The 18,457-nt window shown below is 58.1% G+C and carries 20 protein-coding genes; 9 read left to right on the top strand and 11 right to left on the bottom strand.

What is annotated here, in order from left to right:
- Positions 1–120 precede the first annotated feature (120 nt).
- Positions 121–456, top strand: coding sequence for a flagellar hook-basal body complex protein FliE (fliE, locus tag ABS758_RS13095; RefSeq protein ID WP_417251228.1), 336 nt, complete (start codon positions 121–123; stop codon positions 454–456).
- Here fliE and ABS758_RS13090 read toward each other — a convergent pair.
- From ABS758_RS13090 to ABS758_RS13065, 6 genes are all read right to left on the bottom strand, one after another.
- A complete protein-coding gene (locus tag ABS758_RS13090; RefSeq protein WP_350389104.1) occupies positions 453–806 on the bottom strand; it encodes an EscU/YscU/HrcU family type III secretion system export apparatus switch protein in 354 nt (117 codons plus the stop codon). The two genes, fliE and ABS758_RS13090, sit on opposite strands and share 4 nt — an antisense overlap.
- Positions 778–2,145 carry a flagellar hook-length control protein FliK gene (gene fliK / locus ABS758_RS13085; protein ID WP_350383435.1) on the bottom strand — a complete coding sequence of 456 codons (1,368 nt, stop codon included), beginning with the start codon at positions 2,143–2,145 and terminating at the stop codon, positions 778–780. Before fliK ends, ABS758_RS13090 begins: the two co-directional genes overlap by 29 nt.
- Positions 2,146–2,148: 3 nt before the next feature.
- On the bottom strand, positions 2,149–2,484 hold the full coding sequence (locus tag ABS758_RS13080) for a flagellar protein FliT (RefSeq protein WP_350383437.1): 336 nt from the start codon (positions 2,482–2,484) through the stop codon (positions 2,149–2,151).
- A 9-nt stretch (positions 2,485–2,493) separates the two neighbouring features.
- A complete protein-coding gene (fliS, locus tag ABS758_RS13075; protein ID WP_350383520.1) occupies positions 2,494–2,931 on the bottom strand; it encodes a flagellar export chaperone FliS in 438 nt (145 codons plus the stop codon).
- Between the two features lie 9 nt (positions 2,932–2,940).
- Positions 2,941–4,314, bottom strand: a complete 1,374-nt coding sequence (fliD, locus tag ABS758_RS13070) for a flagellar filament capping protein FliD (protein WP_350383438.1) — start codon at positions 4,312–4,314, stop codon at positions 2,941–2,943.
- A gap of 80 nt (positions 4,315–4,394) precedes the next feature.
- Positions 4,395–4,796 carry a flagellar protein FlaG gene (locus ABS758_RS13065; RefSeq protein WP_350383441.1) on the bottom strand — a complete coding sequence of 134 codons (402 nt, stop codon included), beginning with the start codon at positions 4,794–4,796 and terminating at the stop codon, positions 4,395–4,397.
- A gap of 173 nt (positions 4,797–4,969) precedes the next feature.
- On the opposite strand from ABS758_RS13065, the gene ABS758_RS13060 reads away from it, so the two are divergent.
- The 7 genes from ABS758_RS13060 to trmD all read left to right on the top strand — a co-directional run bounded on the left by ABS758_RS13060 (position 4,970) and on the right by trmD (position 11,067).
- Entirely contained in the window at positions 4,970–5,725 is a 756-nt protein-coding gene (locus tag ABS758_RS13060; RefSeq protein WP_350383442.1) for an RNA polymerase sigma factor FliA, read from the top strand.
- 137 nt (positions 5,726–5,862) lie between these two features.
- Positions 5,863–6,291 (top strand): hemerythrin domain-containing protein, encoded by a 429-nt coding sequence (locus tag ABS758_RS13055; protein WP_350383444.1) that lies wholly within the window; start codon positions 5,863–5,865, stop codon positions 6,289–6,291.
- A gap of 69 nt (positions 6,292–6,360) precedes the next feature.
- Positions 6,361–8,985, top strand: a complete 2,625-nt coding sequence (gene alaS / locus ABS758_RS13050; protein ID WP_350383447.1) for an alanine--tRNA ligase — start codon at positions 6,361–6,363, stop codon at positions 8,983–8,985.
- Entirely contained in the window at positions 8,985–9,233 is a 249-nt protein-coding gene (locus ABS758_RS13045) for a sulfurtransferase TusA family protein (RefSeq protein ID WP_350383449.1), read from the top strand. The genes alaS and ABS758_RS13045 overlap by 1 nt, the downstream gene beginning before the upstream one ends.
- Positions 9,234–9,360: 127 nt before the next feature.
- Positions 9,361–9,621, top strand: coding sequence for a 30S ribosomal protein S16 (rpsP, locus tag ABS758_RS13040; RefSeq protein WP_350383452.1), 261 nt, complete (start codon positions 9,361–9,363; stop codon positions 9,619–9,621).
- A gap of 10 nt (positions 9,622–9,631) precedes the next feature.
- On the top strand, positions 9,632–10,252 hold the full coding sequence (gene rimM, locus ABS758_RS13035) for a ribosome maturation factor RimM (protein WP_350383454.1): 621 nt from the start codon (positions 9,632–9,634) through the stop codon (positions 10,250–10,252).
- A 14-nt stretch (positions 10,253–10,266) separates the two neighbouring features.
- Positions 10,267–11,067, top strand: a complete 801-nt coding sequence (trmD, locus tag ABS758_RS13030; RefSeq protein ID WP_350383456.1) for a tRNA (guanosine(37)-N1)-methyltransferase TrmD — start codon at positions 10,267–10,269, stop codon at positions 11,065–11,067.
- On the opposite strand, the gene ABS758_RS13025 is transcribed toward trmD, so the two are convergent.
- From ABS758_RS13025 to ABS758_RS13015, 3 genes are all read right to left on the bottom strand, one after another.
- Positions 11,028–12,080 carry a PIG-L family deacetylase gene (locus ABS758_RS13025; RefSeq protein WP_350383458.1) on the bottom strand — a complete coding sequence of 351 codons (1,053 nt, stop codon included), beginning with the start codon at positions 12,078–12,080 and terminating at the stop codon, positions 11,028–11,030. The two genes, trmD and ABS758_RS13025, sit on opposite strands and share 40 nt — an antisense overlap.
- A 130-nt stretch (positions 12,081–12,210) precedes the next feature.
- Entirely contained in the window at positions 12,211–13,803 is a 1,593-nt protein-coding gene (locus ABS758_RS13020; RefSeq protein WP_350383460.1) for a methyl-accepting chemotaxis protein, read from the bottom strand.
- Positions 13,804–14,000: 197 nt separating this feature from the next.
- Positions 14,001–15,077 (bottom strand): tartrate dehydrogenase, encoded by a 1,077-nt coding sequence (locus ABS758_RS13015; RefSeq protein WP_350383461.1) that lies wholly within the window; start codon positions 15,075–15,077, stop codon positions 14,001–14,003.
- Between the two features lie 102 nt (positions 15,078–15,179).
- Between ABS758_RS13015 and ABS758_RS13010 the strand changes: the two genes are divergently transcribed.
- Positions 15,180–16,109 carry a LysR family transcriptional regulator gene (locus ABS758_RS13010; RefSeq protein WP_350383463.1) on the top strand — a complete coding sequence of 310 codons (930 nt, stop codon included), beginning with the start codon at positions 15,180–15,182 and terminating at the stop codon, positions 16,107–16,109.
- 18 nt (positions 16,110–16,127) lie between these two features.
- Here the strand turns inward: ABS758_RS13010 and ABS758_RS13005 are convergent, their stop codons facing one another.
- On the bottom strand, positions 16,128–17,219 hold the full coding sequence (locus ABS758_RS13005; RefSeq protein WP_350383464.1) for a tartrate dehydrogenase: 1,092 nt from the start codon (positions 17,217–17,219) through the stop codon (positions 16,128–16,130).
- A 68-nt stretch (positions 17,220–17,287) separates the two neighbouring features.
- Positions 17,288–18,454 (bottom strand): mandelate racemase/muconate lactonizing enzyme family protein, encoded by a 1,167-nt coding sequence (locus ABS758_RS13000; RefSeq protein WP_492304518.1) that lies wholly within the window; start codon positions 18,452–18,454, stop codon positions 17,288–17,290.
- Positions 18,455–18,457: the final 3 nt, after the last annotated feature.

Raw genomic sequence — 18,457 nt, 5'->3', positions numbered from 1 at the left:
CCCGACAACAGGCCACTATTGATGGCAATCCTTAACTTCCAAGCGCGTATATTACAACGCTGATACATTCTCTGAACAGCCTGCCTTTTGTGTGGGCGCCTTGTTGGTTTGGTTTCCATGATCAATTCCCAAGCTTTGGCCAGCGTCGAAAACCTCTTGTCCCAGATGCGCTCAGTTGCCCGTGCGTCCCAGGGGCTTTCCGTTCAGCCTCAGTCCGGCCCTGCTCAGGCATCAGGTGGTTTTGCCACTGAGCTTGCCCGCTCCCTTGATCGGGTATCGCATGCGCAAAATGCAGCTAACGCCCAGGCACGCGCCTTCGAGCTTGGTGACCCAAGCGTGTCGCTGAGCAATGTCATGATCGACCTGCAAAAGGCTGGTTTGTCTTTCCAGGCCAGCGTGCAAGTACGTAATCGCCTGGTAGAAGCCTATAAAGAAATTGCCAATATGGCGATTTAAGGCGCTGAGGCAGCTGCCTGGCCTGGCCGGGCAACGTCTGCCTCGGCTTTTTTGATCACCCCGTCTTCTCCGTTATCCAGCGCATACAGCCATGCCAGCAGTTCGGCAATGGCCACATAAAGCTGGGGCGGGATATGTGCATCCAGATCTACCTGCATTAAAAGCCCCACAAGCTCGGGAGACTCGTGCACGTACAGGCCGTTGTCGCGTGCAGTACGGATGATGGTTTCTGCCAGATTGCCGTAGCCCTTGGCAACCACCCGAGGAGCATTGTCCTTGGGGTCATAGGCCACAGCAACAGCGCTGGGCCGTTGAGAGAGGTCAGATTGCCGGGGTTTCATCTGGTTCATCATCCAAAACAGGATCTGGCGGCAAAGCATCCGGGGCAGGATCCTGGCTGTGGATAGACAACTGGCTGGCTTGCAGGCCGTGTGCCAATAACCTGGATCTCAGCAGCTCTAAAGCCTCGCTGAGGCGTGGCGCAGAATCCGGTGCGGTCAACCGCATCAGCAGTTGATCCCCTGAAAGATTGATCCGCGCCTTCACTTCGCCCAGCACAGGTAGACGTATCGTGATCCCGGTAGACCAGAACTCGGCGTCCGTGCCGGGTTGTTGGCCATCGCCTGGCTGGCGCCGGGCAACTTCCCAGTGCATGTCGGTACCAGGCCAGGCTTCTCCCCGCCAGGCAAAGGCTTGCTGGGCCAGGACATCCAGTTGTTGGCGCACTATCTGCTGAACTTGGGGGTCGATGCTGGCGGCCAATAATGCATGGGCGGATGCGGCAGCCGGGCTTGGCAACGCGGGGGCTGCCGGTGGCGCTGTGGGAATAGGGGTGCCGGGCAGGTTGGGCTGCTGGGATGAGGGCCCTGATGTTTGGGCTTGCTGTACCAGGGCGCTGAGCGATGTGGGTGTCGCAGAGGCTGGCCCCGAAGCTGTTTGTCCTTGGGACAAGCTGGGCTGGGCCTGCGTCTGGACTTGCCCTTGTGGTTCTTGCCGCAGCAGCTGTGCGGGCAGTTTTCCCGCAGCCACTTGTGTCAGGTGCGATTCGTAAAACAGGCCACTGTTTTGGACAGACTGGGATAATGCCTGAGACAGCCGTGCAGACAAGGCGCCGGGTTGATCTAGTGCTGTGGCCAGTTGTGCCCACACCTGATTGGCGCTTACCGCTGGCCGGGTAGTGGCGGAGGCAGCGTTTGCTGATGTGTTGGCGGCCCCCTGTGCCCCCTGGCTTTGATTGGCTGGCGCGCTTGGTGCGCCATCGGCCGGCCGGCCGGAGGCGGGCAGTAGTAGAGGCGCCTTGCCCTGGATGGCTGCCTGGCCTTCGGGAAACTGGTTTAAAAGCGCGAGAATGATACGGGCCGCGTGGCCCAGGGTGGTGGGTGCCGACTGCGTGGCACCGCGAAATGTTGTTGCGCGCCCCAGCAGGTTGTCCAGCTGCATCTCGCGCGTGGCTTTGCCCACGGCTGCGCGTCGTTGCCCTTCTGCGTTGGCTTGATCAACCGATTGTTGGGGGTCGCGCTGAACGGTGTTGCGTAAGGCGTTGGGGTTTTCGGGGCTGCCGGGTTGCGGTACTGCCTGGGGGCCGGCTCCTGACACCACATTGGCTTGCTGCCCAAGCGTAGCGCCCAGTGCCGCGTCCAGGCGCTGGATAAGCAGGGTGCCAAGATTGGAGGGAGCCCCGATGCTCATGGCTTATTGAGGACGGACAGTACTGTAATAAGTTTGCAATACGGTCCGTTGGCGTTTGATGGTGCCCAGCAGGTGCCCCAGGCGATCGAGCTCGGGGGCAACCAGTTTGCGGATCTGTGCGTCGTCGTCGAGGATGCGCACCAGAAGATCCCGGCGTGCTGCGCGGTCTTCGGTGTCTAGGGGCCCTAGAAGCCGGAGCTTGTCGACTGCCTGGTGGTACTGCTGGCCCAGGGAGAGAAGATCATCCCATTGCTTGGATTGCGCAAGCGTACGCATCCGCGCCGAGATGTCGGCGATGGCCTGATAGTGCTCCAGCAGAGTATCCTTGCTTGCGTTCAATCAGGGTGCCTATTGAGGGTCGCGAGTGGAGGAGGGCTGAAACTGGGGGTCAACCGCCGTGTACCAGGCCTGGGCCAGGTCGCCAAGCTGCTTTTCAGCAGATGCAAGTTTTTCGGTGTCGCTGTGCAGGTTGGCCAGCATCAGGTCTCGCACAATGATTTCGTACGAGGCAATCAATAATTTGGCGACCTCGCCGCCACGCTCGGTATCCACCCCTGCCTTCAGGCCCGAGTCAACAATATCAATTGCCTTGGAGATGGCCTTGCCCCGGGCCGCGATGTTGCCAGCCTGAAAATAATGGCGGGCCTGCGTCAAGGAGGTGAGTGCCCCCCGGAACAGCAACGAAATCAGTCTCTCAGGTGAGGCACTGAGTACCTCGGTTTCGAGTCCGATGGTGGCGTAAGACCCGGTGGCGCGTGCTGACCGGGATCGTGGGGCGTAGGTCATCATGGTGCTTTATTTCTTGGCAGTGCCGAGCGCACTGAGCTGTTGTGTGAGGTAGCTGCTGAGGGAGTTCATTTGCGACACCATCGCATCAAGCTGAGTAAATTGTGTGCGGTAGGTGCTCATGCGTTGTTCGATACGATCGGCGGTGGCTTCGTATTGCTCCTGGATGTCGGCAACGGTTTTGGTGAGGCCGTCCTGGGCGCTGCTAAGCATGCCACCGGTTTTGGTAAAGGTATCGGCGGTATCGCTGACCCGCTTGCCAATACCGGTATCGCTGGTAAACAAAGAAGTAACACCTGACGTGTTGTCGGCCAGGGCTGCGCTGAGCTTTGTGTCGTCGATCTGGAGCTCGCCGGTTTTGGGGTCGGTGGTGATGCCGATCTGAGACAGGTTGGTGCCCTGGGAGGCGTCAAAGCCGCCCAAAATGGCATCCCGCATGCGGGTTTGCACTGAACGCGCGACGGAGTCGCCGGTCAGTGCCGATGAAGTCTGGCTATCAACGTTATAGGACGTGAGCGACTTGAGTGTACCCAACAGGCTGTTATACGAGCTGACGAAATCCTGTATGGCCTTTTTGGCAACAGAATCGTCTTTTGACAGTGAGACCGTGGCTGCGGTTGTCGTGGTTTGATTGAGTGTCAGGGTGACGCCGTCGATCACGTTTTCGACGGTGTTGGTGGCGCTGGTGATGTCTACGCCATTGATGTTCAGCAGGGCATCCTGGGCCGCCTGGCCCTGGGTGACATTGGCTGCATCGGTACCGGCGTACTGCAGGAAGCTATCGAGGGTGGCGTTGTTGGCAACCGAGATGTTGCTGACCGCGTTTTGCGCACCGGTTTCGCGACTGGTCAGTAACAGGCGATAAGGGGTGCCGCTGCCGTCGTTGATGACGGTGGCGTTGACGCCGATGTCTTTATCGTTGTTGATGGCATTTGCCAGGCCGTTGAGCGAGGTGTCCTGGCCGGTGAGATCCAGTGACTTGGTGGTGCCGTCTTGCAGAGTGATCGACAAGGTGCCGTCCGTACCAATGGCGCTGGTGCGATCGGCTTGGCCTGCAAAAACCAGTGTTTGGGAGGTAGCCAGTTGGGACACCTGGATGGAATACTGCCCTGCAATGGCCTTGTTGGTGCTGCTGACTGAGATGGCTTCAGAACTGGATTTGGCAGCGATTGCACCAAACGTATCAGTTTTGCCAACGGTTTCAGCTGATTTTTGAAACGACGCGATGGCATCCTTGAGCTTGCCATAGGCTGTGAGCCTGGCCTGCGCAACGGCCTTGCGGTCGCTGATAACCGCCAGCACCTGGTTTTCGTTTTTTTGCAGGTTGTTAAGCAGGTCGGTAAGTGGCAGCCCGGACAAGCCGAGAGAGGAAACAGTTGCCATGGTAAGTACTCCGTTTTATCCATTATGCGCTGGTTCGGCTCTGGGCAAAACCAGCGACAAGGGTGAGATTCAGTTTTTGTTCAGGCTTTGGTGTCTACCCCGGAGCCCTGCAGTTGCACAATCATTTTTGCAATGCGCAACATGGCTTCGGAGGGAATTTTTTTGATGACGTCGCCGCTGGCGCTGTCGATGATGGAGATCACCAACTGCTGGGTATCTTTGTCTACGTCAAAACGCATGCCGGTAGACCACGCCGTGAGGCTGTCGTTTACGACTTCCAGCGCTTTTTCGAGCGAAGAAGGCGGCGCGGGCGGATTGCCTTTTAGCGCGGCATCCTGCTGATTGGTGTGGCCGGATGACGATTGGGTATTGTCGGGGGCGGCAGCGGGGGTGACCGCTGGCTTGCCGGCAATCTGGTTGGGGGCCACAGGTGCCAGGCCCAGGCTGGCGGGGGTTAACTGACTGCCGATGGAATTGATCATGTGCGTTCCTTTACGGAAGATGTCTACTTGAACCAGGCAAATACCCCTATGTGGCCCCGGGGCTAGTTGAATAGGCTTTCTCAAAGGGCATAACGGCAGGATGGTCGAAAAGTTTAGGGCGCCAACTTGGTGCATACTTACATTAATTATGAGTACGGCCCCTTACACGCGCGATGTCTGTCTCTGAGGATCAGCTGATCGCCCAATATGCACCGCTTGTGCGCCGGCAGGCTTTGTCGCTTGTCGGGCGTTTGCCTGCCAACGTAGAGCTTGATGATCTGATGCAAGCAGGCATGATGGGGCTGCTGGATGCCGTGCGTCGTTACCAGCAACAGGCGGATGCCCAGTTTGAAACCTATGCGATCACCCGCATCCGGGGGGCCATGCTGGACGAGTTGCGCAGCCAGGACTGGCTGCCCCGCAGTGTGCGCACCAAGGCCAGAACCATCGAAGAAGCCATCCACGTACTGCATCACCAGTTGCTGCGCGCGCCCACAGAAACTGAGATCGCTGATCATATGGGCATTACCTTGGCCGCCTACCAGGCTCTGCTGGAAGACGCCCGGGGCATGCAGGTGTTGATGATCGAAGACCTCGTTCAGCACCGTGAGGGCATGGATACAGACGCCGCAATCAATACGGCCGGGCACGGTGCATCGGATACCAATCCGCTTCATTGGCTGGTGCGTGAGGGCCTGCGTGGTGCCTTGGTGTCGGCCATCGAAAACCTGCCAGAACGCGAGCAATTACTGTTGTCGCTGCAATTTGAACAAGACCTTAATCAAAAAGAGATTGCAGCAGTGCTCCAGGTTACCGAGGGGCGGGTCTCGCAGTTGCGTTCTCAGGCGGTTGCTCGGATTCGCGCCTGGCTGTCCAGCCACTCCTGGGAGCCCGAATCCGGCGGGGATGACCTCGAAAATCTGCTTTGAAACTATGCCTGACCGCTAAAGACAGCATTAAAACCTGAATTCTGCCACTGACTATCTTGTGCGCTGCAAAAGATTTATATAAAATACATCTTATGAAATAAGCAGTCACACTTAGCCGTCCAGAAGGAAGTTCTTCCATGAATATTGATCGTTTCAAAAGCCATCACGTCGAAATCCTCAGCGGTATTGCCGTACTGCGCAAGCTGTCACATCAGGGGGTGGCTGAGTATGCCGTGGATATTGCACACGAGCTCAAGGCGCTGTCACAGGTGATCACACAGCATCTGGCGATCGAAGACCGTATTTTGTATCCGTCCCTGGAGCGTAGCGGCGACGTTGCCATGGCCAACATGAGCCGCACCTATCAAAATGACATGCCGGGCATTGCCAATGCATTCATCAATTTTGCGCGTCGCTGGAGCAATGCCACGCTGCTGAGCAAAAAGCCTGAAGAGTTCAAGGCTGAGGCCAATGTTGTCCTTAAAAACATCCATACACGGATGGTGCGCGAAAACCGTGAGTTCTATCCAGCAATCGAGGCGATGGAAGAACATAGCTACGCATAAGCATTGCCGCAGCGTTTCCCGGAAAGCCATTCTATAATGGCCGGCTAGTTTCCCCTTGCGGCCTAACGAATGAAAACCTCCGAAATCCGTCAGAAGTTCCTGTCCTTTTTTGAATCCAAGGGGCATCAGGTCGTACCGTCCTCGCCCCTGGTGCCGGCCAACGACCCAACCTTGCTGTTTACCAATGCAGGTATGGTGCAGTTCAAGGACGTCTTTACCGGCAAAGACAGTCGGCCCTACCATCGTGCAACCACCGCCCAACGCTGCGTTCGGGCGGGTGGCAAGCACAACGATCTCGAAAATGTCGGGTATACCGCCCGTCACCATACTTTTTTCGAGATGTTGGGCAATTTCAGCTTTGGCGATTATTTCAAGCAGGATGCGATCCGGTACGCATGGTCGCTGCTTACCGACGTCTATGGTTTGCCCAAAGAAAAGCTCTGGGTCACTGTCTACCACGAAGACGACGAAGCCTATGATATCTGGGCCCAGCAGGTGGGGGTTCCCCCCGAGCGCATTATTCGCATTGGCGACAACAAAGGCGCGCGCTATGCCTCGGATAATTTCTGGCAGATGGCCGATACCGGCCCCTGTGGGCCGTGCTCCGAGATCTTTTACGACCATGGCGACGATATCTGGGGCGGCCCGCCGGGCTCTCCCGAAGAAGACGGTGATCGTTACATCGAAATCTGGAACCTGGTGTTCATGCAGTTCGAGCGTGACGCCCAGGGCACCATGCACCCGCTACCCAAGCCTTGTGTAGATACCGGCATGGGGCTCGAGCGCATTGCAGCGGTGCTGCAACACGTCCATTCCAACTACGACATCGATTTGTTTCAGCACCTGATTCGCGCCGCCGCCCGTGAAACCGGCACCAGCGATCTTGCCGACAATTCGCTCAAGGTGATTGCCGATCACATCCGTGCCTGCAGCTTTTTGGTGGTGGATGGTGTGATTCCGGGCAACGAGGGGCGAGGCTACGTGCTGCGCCGCATCATCCGTCGTGCCTTGCGTCATGGTCACAAGCTGGGGCAAAAAGGGGTGTTTTTCCACCGGCTGGTAGCCGATCTGGTCGAGCAAATGGGTGCTGCTTATCCAGAGCTCTCCGCCCAGCAGGCACGCGTCGAGCAAGTGCTGCGCCAGGAAGAAGAACGTTTTGGCGAAACCCTCGAGAACGGCATGCGGATTCTCGAGTCTGCGCTTTCAGCCCTGCCCCCGGGGCAGGCACTGGATGGTCAAACGCTGTTCACCTTGTACGACACCTACGGTTTTCCGGTGGATCTCACTGCCGATATCTGCCGCGAGCGCAAAATTCAGGTGGATCTTGACGGCTTCGAAACCGCCATGGCGCACCAGCGCGAGCAGGCTCGTGCCGCAGGCAAGTTCAAGGCTGCGACCGACCTCAGCTACGATGGCGTGGATACCCGCTTTGATGGCTACGAGCACCTCGAAGGCCAGGCCACCATCACTGGTTTATATATTGATGGCACCTTGGTCGATTCGATTGCCCAGGGGCAGGATGCCGTAGTGGTGCTGGATGCCACACCGTTTTATGCCGAGTCGGGTGGCCAGGTGGGTGATACTGGCGTCATGCACAACGCGGCGGCCCGTTTTCAGGTCGCAGATACACAAAAAATCCAAAGTACTGTGTTTGGTCACCATGGCACCGTCCTCGAAGGGACACTGTCCGTGGGGGATGTCGTGCAAACACAGGTAGATGGCCAGCGCCGTGCCGACACCATGCGCAACCACTCCGCCACACACTTGATGCACAAGGCCTTGCGTCAGGTGCTGGGTGAGCACGTCCAGCAGCGGGGTTCTTTGGTGGATCCAGACAAAACCCGTTTCGACTTCGCCCACGATGCGCCACTGAGCACCGACGAAATCGCCCAAGTAGAAGCCATCGTCAATACGCAGGTTCTGGCCAATCAGGCAGTACAAACGCGTTTGCTGGGCTACGACGAAGCCGTCGCTGCCGGCGCTATGGCGCTTTTTGGTGAAAAATACGGTGATGTCGTTCGCGTACTGGATATTGGGTTTTCTCGCGAGCTTTGCGGGGGTACCCATGTTTCACGCACTGGTGATATTGGCCTGTTCAAGATCACCTCTGAAAGCGGGGTGGCGGCGGGGATTCGCCGGGTCGAGGCGATCACCGGCCGCAATGCGCTGGCCTGGGTGCAAGATACGCAAGATGTGCTAAGCCACGCAGCCAGCCTGCTTAAAACCCAAACCAGCGCGGTGCCCGAGCGTATCCAGGCCTTGCAGCAGCAATCCCGTCACCTCGAGCGCGAGCTCGAGCGTCTTCAGGATAAGCTGGCATCCGCAGCAGGTGCCGATCTGGCAGGCCAGGCGGTAGACGTCGCCGGGGTCAAATTGCTGGCTACCCGTCTCAATGGTGTGGATCCCAAGGCCTTGCGCAGCATGGTTGATCAGCTCAAGTCCCGGCTTTCCAATGCCGTGATTTTGCTGGCGGCAGTCACCGACGACAAAATCAGCCTGGTGGCAGGCGTCAGCCCCGAGCTCACTTCTCGTGTCAAGGCCGGTGATCTGGTGGGCGCAGTTGCCAAGCAGGTGGGTGGCAAAGGTGGCGGGCGGCCTGATATGGCCATGGGTGGGGGTACGGATGTGCCCGCACTGGATGCTGCGGTTGCCGGCGTGGCAACGTGGCTGGCTTCCCGTTTGCAGGCCGCGTAATGTCTGATACATCTTTGCCAGTGCCTGATCAGCAGGTGGATGCCAAGGGGCTCAATTGTCCCCTGCCCATCCTGCGCACCAAAAAGGCGCTGGCACATTTATCCAGCGGACAAGTGTTGGCGGTACTTACCACCGACCCTCATGCTGCCCGGGATTTCCAGGCGTTTTGCCAGCAAACAGGCAACCCGTTGCTGGCTCAGGTTGCTCAGGATGACACCGTCATGCTGCACTATGTGCAGCGGCGTTAATCATTTGCAGGCATAGCCTGTTGTTTTTCATCGTCCGCTATGGGCCTGAACGCAAAGACTCATTGCGATATTCAGTGTCATAGTGCTAAAATTTTGTGTTTTACACCGGTTTATCAAAGGATTATCAATGGTTGTGATTCGTCTGGCCCGCGGCGGCTCGAAGAAGCGTCCCTTCTACAATGTCGTTGCTGCCGATTCGCGCAATCGCCGCGATGGCCGTTTCATCGAGCGCGTGGGTTTTTACAACCCCGTAGCCAATGAAGGCCAGGAAAAACTGCGCATCTCTCTGGATCGCATCCAGCATTGGGTGTCCAACGGTGCCCAGCTGTCGGGTACGGTTGATCGCCTGGTCAAGGAATACTCCGCCAAGGTGGCCACGGCCGCCTGATTCGGCCGACATGCCAGAATCCTCTTCTGACGCAGCCATCCCCCAGGACCTCATCGAGGTTGGCCGGGTGGCTTCGGCACACGGCATCCAGGGCTGGGTTAATATCCAGCCCTACTCACCACAGGCCCAGGCATTGCAAAATGCACCGGTCTGGTGGTTAAAGGCACCAAACTCGCCACTCGAGTCTGGTGCCTTTTCGCGTCCTGTCCAATGGCAGGTACAAGTGTTTCGGCAGCAGGGCGACCACTGCGTGGCACAGCTGCTTGGCCTGGCCAACCGTACCGCTGCCGAACAATTGCGCGGATACACTGTTTGGGTGCCGCGTGCGGCGTTTCCAGATGCCCAGGCAGACGAATACTACTGGATCGACCTTATCGGCTGTGACTTTTACGCGCAGTCTGATTCGGGAGAGTCTGTCCTGATGGGGCAGATCGACCAAATCTTCGATAACTCGGCTCACGCTGTGCTGCAAGTGGCGTGTGGTGCTTATGATGATGCCGGAGATTTTCAGCCGGCGCACGATGCCCGTGGCCGCTTGCGCCATGTGCTGGTTCCCTTTGTGGCAGCGCATGTTCAGCAGGTCGATCTCCCCAACCGCAAGCTGATCAGCAATTGGCCGCTTGATTTTTAAGGCGCCGGGCCGTTATGCGCTTTGACATCATTACGCTGTTTCCGGACATGTTTGCAGCTGTTTGCCAGTACGGCGTCAGTGGCCGCGCTCATCAGCGCGGGCAATGGTCGTTACACACCTGGAACCCCCGCGATTTCACGCAAGACGTCCACCGGACTGTGGATGACCGTCCGTTTGGCGGTGGCCCGGGCATGGTGATGATGGCCGAGCCTCTGGCACTGGCCATTGACGCCGTCCGGGCAGCTCGCCAGCAGGCAGAGGCCGATACTGGCGCTTTGGCGCCAGTGGTGCTGCTGTCTCCGGCTGGTCAGGTGCATCAGCAAGGTTTGGCTTCTCAGATGGCAACCAGTACCGGTGCGATTTTTGTTTGCGGCCGCTACGAAGGCATTGATCAGCGCTTTATTGATGCGTATGTCGATCAGGAAATCTCTTTGGGTGATTTTGTGCTCTCGGGTGGCGAGCTGGGTGCCATGGTACTGATTGACAGTATCGTGCGCCTGTTGCCTGGTGTCTTGCACGATGCTGCCTCGGCTGAGCAGGATTCCTTTAATCCAGCGCTTAGCGGCTTGCTGGATAGTCCCCATTACACCCGGCCTGAACTCTGGCGTGGGATCGAAACACCCGAGGTTTTGCTGTCTGGCCATCATGCCCATATTGCCGCTTGGCGGCGTGAGGCTTCGCTGGCAATTACTTCCAGGCACCGTCCGGATTTGCTGCAGGCGGCACAGCAGCGCGGAGAACTCACCCGCGCAGATCAGGCTGTACTCAAGCGTATTCAGTCGGGTGATTTGGCCGACGCCGATAAAGACGTCTGAGGGCTTGCCAGCAGCAGTTTGGGCATGGGGCCAGCCGCATCATCATCCAGTCGATATTGTCGCCACACCCATGCAGCCTCGGGGCCGCGTGGGCGCGAACATTTCGATTGGCGGGCGCAGTAACGCGGGTCGTTAGCCATATAGCGCAAGAAAACAGCGGTTTTAAGAGCCTTTTGGCTGGCGTTTAAATTACCAGGGCGCTCCTGGCTGGGGTAGCCCAGGTATCGCTGTGACCGATAAGGGCCCGGCATGGCTTGTATTGCCGCCTGTACCAGACGTGCACTGGCAATGTGATCGGGGTGGTCGTGTCCGCGGCAGCGCCAGCACAGCTGGGTATAGGGGATCGTGATCGAGCCGTCCATCAGGCGGATGTCATTGGGTTGTACGGCCTGGATAACGGCCGATAACCACTGAATCAAGCTGTTGCGATCAAAGTGCGTCGGATACGGGGCATAGGTGAGTACGCCTGTATGTGCCACAGACTCCAGTTGGCTAAGCGGCGTCAGGCTGCCCCAACCATGCCCCAGCCAGGGGTCGGGAATACGCAACATGATCAGCTGCACCCGGGGGGTTGCCTTCAGGGTGTGGCGAACCACAGTATGCCCACCGACCAGCCAGCCGTCTGTCTGCCAATGGTTGGCTACCCGGGCCATTGCCGCATAAGCGGCCATCAGGCCCCGCTCGCGGGCTTGCAAATAAGGCAGGCCTTCTCCTCGGTCGCCCGCTGTCAGATACAGGACCATCACGCACTGTTTATGCTGGATGGCGTCGTTCTGATCCGGGTTCATGAAAAGCAAGTCATCATCCGGGTGGGCCACGACGCTGAGAGTCTTGCCGTGTGTGCAGGCCACTGGCCTGGATGAGGCCGGCTGAAGAAGGGCTGTGGTGTGGGGCTGGCGGATGGGCAGCCTGGCACCTGATGCCATGGCCCATGCCGGGCTGCACAGGCCAAGAATAACCAGGCACAACCAGCCTGGTATCCTGAGTGCTGCCCGCCGCGCAATTGCTTTCATGTTGAAGGATCTGCTCAGGCGAGAGGCTGAATTATAGTGATGTGTGATGATGGTGTAGCCATCGTTGTCAGGTGTATGGGCGCCGCCGCCTGGCCCCCGAAGTATTGGAGGGCCGGCAGGGCAGGTGTGTTCAGGACTGCGCTAAAAGCGCAACATGTGGCCGACGTGAGCGAGGTTCAGTGTTTGCAGCCAGCCTGAAGGTGGCCACCAGATTGGCCAAGGTATCCGCCTGTCCTTGCAGGCTGGTTGCAGCGGCTGCAGATTGTTCTACCAAGCTGGCGTTCTGGCGGGTGACATCATCCATTTGCGTGATGGCCGTGTTGATTTCCTCGATGCCGTGAGTTTGTTCGCGATTGGCTGAACTGATTTCGTTCATGATGTCGGTGACGCGATGAATGGCATGGACGATGTCCTGCATGGAGGCCCCGGCATTGCTGGCTTGCTGGTTGCCCGTGGTGATGGCCGCCACCGAGGTATCGATGAGAGACTTGATTTCGCGGGCTGCGCCAGCAGAACGTTGTGCCAGTGCACGGACTTCGGAGGCCACCACCGCAAAGCCACGCCCCTGTTCTCCGGCGCGTGCAGCTTCGACAGCCGCATTCAGTGCCAGGATATTGGTTTGGAAGGCGATGGAATCAATAACGCCAATAATGTCCACAATCTGCTGTGATTGTGCATTGATTTTGCTCATGGTGGACACGAGCTCTGTGACAAGCGCCCCCCCGTGGGTGGCTGTCTGGGTGGCCGAAGTGGCCAGACTATTGGCCTGTTGGGCGTTGTCTGCATTTTGGCGTACCGTGGCGGTGATCTCCTCCATGGTGGAGGCCGTTTCTGTGAGAGAGCTGGCCTGTTCTTCAGTACGGGACGACAGATCCAGGTTGCCACTGGAAATTTGTGCGGCGGCTGTAGCAATAGACATGGCGCCCGAACGCAGCTCGCTGACTGTGCTGTGCAGCCCTTGAGACATGTGCTGCAAGGCGTGTTCGAGCTCGGTGATTTCGTCTTTTCCCTGGGGCTGGATCTGCTGGCTGAGATCCCGGTTGGCCACGGATTGTGCCAGCAGCACAGTGGAGCGCAGAGGGCCTGTAATGGATCGGGTGACTCGCCATGCAAACAATAGCCCCAGTACCAAAGCCAGCAAAGTAATACTGGCAGCCAGGACCATGCCCAGCTGGTTGCTGCGATCCAGCTCCTGGGCGTGGCGGTCAATCAGTTGCCTTTGGTATGTCAGCAAATTGCTGACACTGCCTACGTAGGCACTCAGGTAATTGGCCAGATCGTGATCGTAAAACTGGCGGGCAGCTGCTTCGTTGCCGGATTCCTGGTTTTTGATGGCGGCGGTGCGTGCGGTAATGTATTCGGAGCGCTTTGCCTGGACAATGCCGAACAGCTCACGGGCTTCGGGATCATTGATGTTGGCCTCAACCTGCTTTTGCAGCACGGAGATTTTCGCGCTGGTGGCCTTCATGTCTTTTTTAATGCTGTCAGCCAGTGTGGCGTTTGTGATTTGTGCCACTGTGGTGGTGCGCAAGGCGTTCATTGCCGTGTTTTTTTCCCACTCGGCGATGTAGCGTTCGGTGCTTAGACCAGACTCGATGATGCTGCGCATTTGGCTGCTGCTGCCCTGCATACGCCAGATGCTGACAGCAGCGATAATCAGTAACAGCAAAAGAACGAGACTGAAACCCAACGCGAGCCGGGTAGCGATTTTAAATGCACGCATGGGAGAGCCCTTTTGATTGCAAATAACGGCGAACAGCCTGATTTGTATGACGATGTGTCCATTGTGTCGTAAAAATACAAAGGCGCCAATCGCTATATAAAGTTATTACATCCGCGGGCCTGCGATGTTGCATAAAACACATAAAACCTGGCTTAAAAGGTTTGTATAGGCGCGTGCTATCTGCTGAACTGTCAACCTTAAGTAACAGGCGCCGATACCAGCAGACAGATGGCTTCTGTCACTTCCCGGGTGGTGGCGTGCCCGCCAAGATCCTGAGTGTGCAGTGCAGGGTTGGCCGTGACGGTTTCGATGGCCCGCATGGTTTTTGCTGCGGCCTGATGCTCGCCCAAGTGTTCCAGCAGCATCACCACAGACCAGAACGTGCCGATCGGGTTGGCCAGGCCTTTGCCCATGATGTCAAAGGCTGAGCCGTGAATCGGTTCAAACATCGAGGGGTAGCGGCGCTCGGGATCAATGTTGCCAGTGGGTGCGATGCCCAGGCTGCCGGCCAGGGCAGCGGCCAGGTCGCTGAGAATATCCGCGTGAAGGTTTGTGGCCACAATGGTGTCCAATGAGGCAGGGCGGTTAACCATACGTGCGGTGGCGGCGTCTACCAGCTCTTTGTCCCAGGTAACCTCCGGGAATTCCTGTGCGATCTGGTGGGCGATCTCATCCCACATCACCATGGCATGGCGCTGTGCGTTGCTTTTGCTGATCACTGTAAGGAGTCGGCGTGGCCGTGACTGCGCCAGGCGAAATGCGAAACGCATGATGCGCTCGACACCCGCACGTGTGAGGATGGACAGATCGGTGGCGATTTCCAGTGCTTGCCCCTGGTGAACCCTGCCACCGACGCCCGAGTATTCGCCCTCCGAGTTTTCGCGCACGATTACCCAATCCAGATCCTGAGGGGTGCAGCGCTTTAGGGGTGCATCGATGCCCGGGAGTATCCGTGTCGGGCGAACATTGGCGTATTGGTCCAGCCCCTGGCAGATTTTTAGCCTGAGCCCCCATAGGGTAATGTGGTCGGGAATATGGGGGTCTCCGGCAGAGCCAAACAAAATGGCGTCCTTGTCACGCAGGGCTTCCAGGCCGTCATCGGGCATCATCACGCCATGCGCCCGGTAGTAGTCCGCCCCCCAGTCAAAATCCGTGAACTCAACAGAGAACTGTCCGTCTGCGCCGGCAAGCACCTGTAGCAGCTGACGGCCCGCGGGGATGACTTCTTTGCCGATTCCATCCCCTGGGATGGTTGCGATACGGTAATTTCTCATGGTGCTTTCCTGAATATCAAAGTCTCTATTTTTGCCTAACCATGGGTTGATAAATGATGGTTTCCTACATAGCATGCTTAACTATGATTCATAGGTGAGGTCATGAGTGAAATTGTTCAGGCAGCAGATTTTGGTTTTTTCTCTGCATTGGCCAGTGCGGGCAGCCTCAGTGCGGCTGCACGAGAGCTTGGGTTGACGCCTGCAGCTGTCAGCAAACGCTTGGCGCAGATGGAACGCCGTGCAGGGGTGCCATTGGTTACCCGGACCACTCGCCGCATGTTGCTGACGCCCGAAGGCGAAGTGTATCTGCAACATGCCCGCCGGATCCTTGAGGAAGTGGACACATTAAGCAACTTGCTGGGTGGTGCCCAGCAACGGCCCACCGGTCTGTTGCGGGTCAATGCAACACTTGGTTTTGGGCGTAGTCACGTGGCGCCAGTGATCTCGTCCTTTATCACCGCCTATCCTGAGGTGTCCGTCCAGCTGCAGCTATCAGTGTCTCCGCCGCTTTTAACCGAGGATGCCTACGATGTTTGCGTCCGGTTTGGCGAACCCCCTGATGGCCGGGTGGTGGCCAAATGGCTGGCGCCCAATCGTCGGCTGCTGTGCGCCACACCGGCCTATCTGGCCCGGCATGGCGTGCCGGAGACACCCCGCGACCTCGCCAGGCATTGTTGTATTGGTATCCGGCAGGGGGATGAAGCCTATGGTGTCTGGCGGTTAAGCAACCGGCGTGCCGTGGCCGGCAAGGCCGAAACTATCCGTATCCATGGACCCCTGGCGACCAATGACGGGGAGATTGCCGTCAAGTGGGCGCTGGATCATCACGGGATTCTGATGCGGGCAGAATGGGACATCCAGGAGTATCTGCAAGATGGACGCTTGCGTGTGGTGCTGCCGGATTACGCCACACCCGACGCAGATATCTACGCTGTTTATGCGCAACGCCACCAGTTTTCCACGCGTGTGCGTGTCTTTGTGGATTATCTGGCGGCTGCGCTAAGCGAGGTGCACGGGGTGCGCGCATCCTGATCTGCCTGCAGAGATGTGTCAGGGCTTGGCAGAGCTGATGTGCGCTGCAATTGCCTGGCCAACCTGTGTGGTGTTGGCGGCTCCGCCCAGGTCGGGTGTGCATGGGCCGTTTTCCAGGACATGCTCGATGGCCGTCATCAGCGACTGTGCAGCTTCCAGGCACGCAGGTGCCTGCTCGCCGAAAAACTCCAGCATCATCGCCGCCGACCAGATCATGCCCACCGGGTTGGCAATATTTTTTCCGTAGATGTCCGGTGCAGAGCCATGGACGGGCTCGAATAGCGAGGGATAGGTACGCTCCGGATTAAGGTTCGCCGACGGGGCAATGCCAATCGTGCCAGTGCAGGCGGGCCCGAGGTCGGACAAAATGTCGCCAAACAGATTGGAAGCCACCACCACATCAAAGCGATCGGGCTGCAATACAAACCGGGCGCACAAGATGTCGATGTGGTGTTTGTCCCAGGTGATGTCCGGGTACTTGGCAGCCATAGCGGCCAGGCGCTCATCCCAGTAAGGCATGCTGATGGCGATGCCATTGGATTTGGTGGCCGAGCTGACGTGATGGCGTGGGCGCCTTTTTGCGAGTTCGAAGGCAAATCGAAGTACGCGGTCGATTCCGTGGCGTGAAAACACGGATTCCTGAATGACGATTTCGCGATCCGTACCCTGGTAGATCCGGCCGCCAAGATCGGTGTACTCGCCTTCGGTGTTTTCGCGCACCACCATGAAGTCGATGTCGCCGGGAGCCCTGCCGGCCAGAGGTGAGGGTACGCCAGGCATCAGGCGCACAGGACGCAAATTGATGTATTGATCGAAACCGCGGCGAAACTTAAGCAATGAGCCCCACAGCGACACGTGATCGGGCACGGTATCTGGCCAACCCACCGCACCAAACAGGATGGCGTCAAAGTGGCGGGTTTGCTCGAACCAGTCTTCGGGCATCATGGTGCCGTGTGCTTGCCAGTATTGTGCACAAGCCCAGTCGAAGTGCTGAAACTGCAGGTTCAGGCCATGCTTGCTTGAGAGTGCATCAAGTGCCCGCAGGGCTTCGGGCATCACTTCCTGGCCGATACCGTCGCCTGGGATGACGGCAATACGTAAGGGTTTCATTTGGGTCTCCATGAGATGCGGTGCAGTGTAGCCCGGCAGGGCCTGTGCGGCTGTACCAGGCGTGATGTTTAAGCCAGCGCCTGCATTTCCCGGTAGAGATCGGATTTTCCTTCGAAGCCGATGCCTGGCAGCTCTGGCATTGTGATGTAGCCCTCCGAGACCCTGACGCTGTCAGGAAATCCACCGTAGGGCTGAAACAGGTCGGGATAGGACTCATTGCCGCCCAGCCCCAGGCCTGCCGCGATGTTCAGTGACATCTGGTGGCCTCCGTGGGGGATGCATTGGCGGGGGGACCAGCCGTGCTGTTTGATGACCTCCAGGGTGCGCAGGTATTCGACCAGGCCGTAGCTGAGGGCGCAATCAAACTGCAGGATGTCGCGGTCGGGGCGCATCCCGCCATGGCGTAGAAGATTGCGGGCATCCTGGTGGCTGAACAGGTTTTCGCCGGTAGCCATGCGCCCGGGATAGTATTGGCCCAGTACCGCCTGCAGGCGGTAATCCAGGGGATCACCGGCTTCTTCGTACCAGTACAGCGGATAGTCGCTCAGCATCCGTGCGTAGGCAATCGCGGTTTCGAGATCAAACCGGCCGTTGGCATCCACCGCCAGCTGGGCTTCTGAGCCAATTTCCTTTAGTACGGCTTCGATGCGGGCCCGGTCGTCTTCGAGAGAGGCTCCACCGATTTTCATTTTGACCACGGTGTAGCCGCGATCCAGATAGCTGCGCATCTCCGCCTTCAGGGCGTCGAGGTTCTTGCCTGGGTAGTAATAACCACCGGCGGCATACACAAAAACGCGGGGGTCTGGCTCAAGCCCGTGTGCTTTGGCCAGCAGGTGAAACAGGGGCTCGCCCGCAATCTTTGCGCAGGCATCCCAAAGCGCCATATCCAGTGTGCCGACGGCAACAGAGCGTTCTCCGTGGCCACCGGGCTTTTCGTTGGACATCATCGCCGCCCATGCCCGATGCGGGTCGAGATTGTCGCCAGCCTCGTTGAGCAGCGTAGCGGGATCTGCCGCCAACAGGCGTGGAGCGAAGCGATCGCGGATCAGGCCGCCCTGGCCGTAACGGCCGTTGGAGTTGAAGCCGTAGCCGATGACCGGCTTGCCGTCGCGTATCACGCTGGTGTGTATGGCCACCAGGCTGATGGTCATGGCGGAAAAATCGATATAGGCGTTACGAATGGGCGATGAGATGGGGCGAGTGCTTTCGCGAACATCAGTGATGCGGATGGTCATGAG

Source organism: Castellaniella sp. FW104-7C03 (assembly GCF_040276085.1).
In the GTDB taxonomy this organism is placed as follows: Bacteria; Pseudomonadota; Gammaproteobacteria; order Burkholderiales; family Burkholderiaceae_B; genus Castellaniella.
Note: the sequence above shows the minus strand (reverse complement) of the source record. Positions and strands in the feature narration are given on the sequence as shown.

Bases quoted from the DNA above. Each gene is read 5' to 3' on its own strand.
- ABS758_RS13090 (WP_350389104.1), bottom strand. From the start codon at position 806: ATGAACCAGATGAAACCCCGGCAATCTGACCTCTCTCAACGGCCCAGC.
- fliK (WP_350383435.1), bottom strand. From the start codon at position 2,145: ATGAGCATCGGGGCTCCCTCCAATCTTGGCACCCTGCTTATCCAGCGC.
- fliS (WP_350383520.1), bottom strand. From the start codon at position 2,931: ATGACCTACGCCCCACGATCCCGGTCAGCACGCGCCACCGGGTCTTAC.
- fliD (WP_350383438.1), bottom strand. From the start codon at position 4,314: ATGGCAACTGTTTCCTCTCTCGGCTTGTCCGGGCTGCCACTTACCGAC.
- ABS758_RS13065 (WP_350383441.1), bottom strand. From the start codon at position 4,796: ATGATCAATTCCATCGGCAGTCAGTTAACCCCCGCCAGCCTGGGCCTG.
- ABS758_RS13060 (WP_350383442.1), top strand. From the start codon at position 4,970: ATGTCTGTCTCTGAGGATCAGCTGATCGCCCAATATGCACCGCTTGTG.
- ABS758_RS13055 (WP_350383444.1), top strand. From the start codon at position 5,863: ATGAATATTGATCGTTTCAAAAGCCATCACGTCGAAATCCTCAGCGGT.
- alaS (WP_350383447.1), top strand. From the start codon at position 6,361: ATGAAAACCTCCGAAATCCGTCAGAAGTTCCTGTCCTTTTTTGAATCC.
- ABS758_RS13045 (WP_350383449.1), top strand. From the start codon at position 8,985: ATGTCTGATACATCTTTGCCAGTGCCTGATCAGCAGGTGGATGCCAAG.
- rpsP (WP_350383452.1), top strand. From the start codon at position 9,361: ATGGTTGTGATTCGTCTGGCCCGCGGCGGCTCGAAGAAGCGTCCCTTC.
- rimM (WP_350383454.1), top strand. From the start codon at position 9,632: ATGCCAGAATCCTCTTCTGACGCAGCCATCCCCCAGGACCTCATCGAG.
- trmD (WP_350383456.1), top strand. From the start codon at position 10,267: ATGCGCTTTGACATCATTACGCTGTTTCCGGACATGTTTGCAGCTGTT.
- ABS758_RS13025 (WP_350383458.1), bottom strand. From the start codon at position 12,080: ATGAAAGCAATTGCGCGGCGGGCAGCACTCAGGATACCAGGCTGGTTG.
- ABS758_RS13020 (WP_350383460.1), bottom strand. From the start codon at position 13,803: ATGCGTGCATTTAAAATCGCTACCCGGCTCGCGTTGGGTTTCAGTCTC.
- ABS758_RS13015 (WP_350383461.1), bottom strand. From the start codon at position 15,077: ATGAGAAATTACCGTATCGCAACCATCCCAGGGGATGGAATCGGCAAA.
- ABS758_RS13010 (WP_350383463.1), top strand. From the start codon at position 15,180: ATGAGTGAAATTGTTCAGGCAGCAGATTTTGGTTTTTTCTCTGCATTG.
- ABS758_RS13005 (WP_350383464.1), bottom strand. From the start codon at position 17,219: ATGAAACCCTTACGTATTGCCGTCATCCCAGGCGACGGTATCGGCCAG.
- ABS758_RS13000 (WP_492304518.1), bottom strand. From the start codon at position 18,454: ATGACCATCCGCATCACTGATGTTCGCGAAAGCACTCGCCCCATCTCA.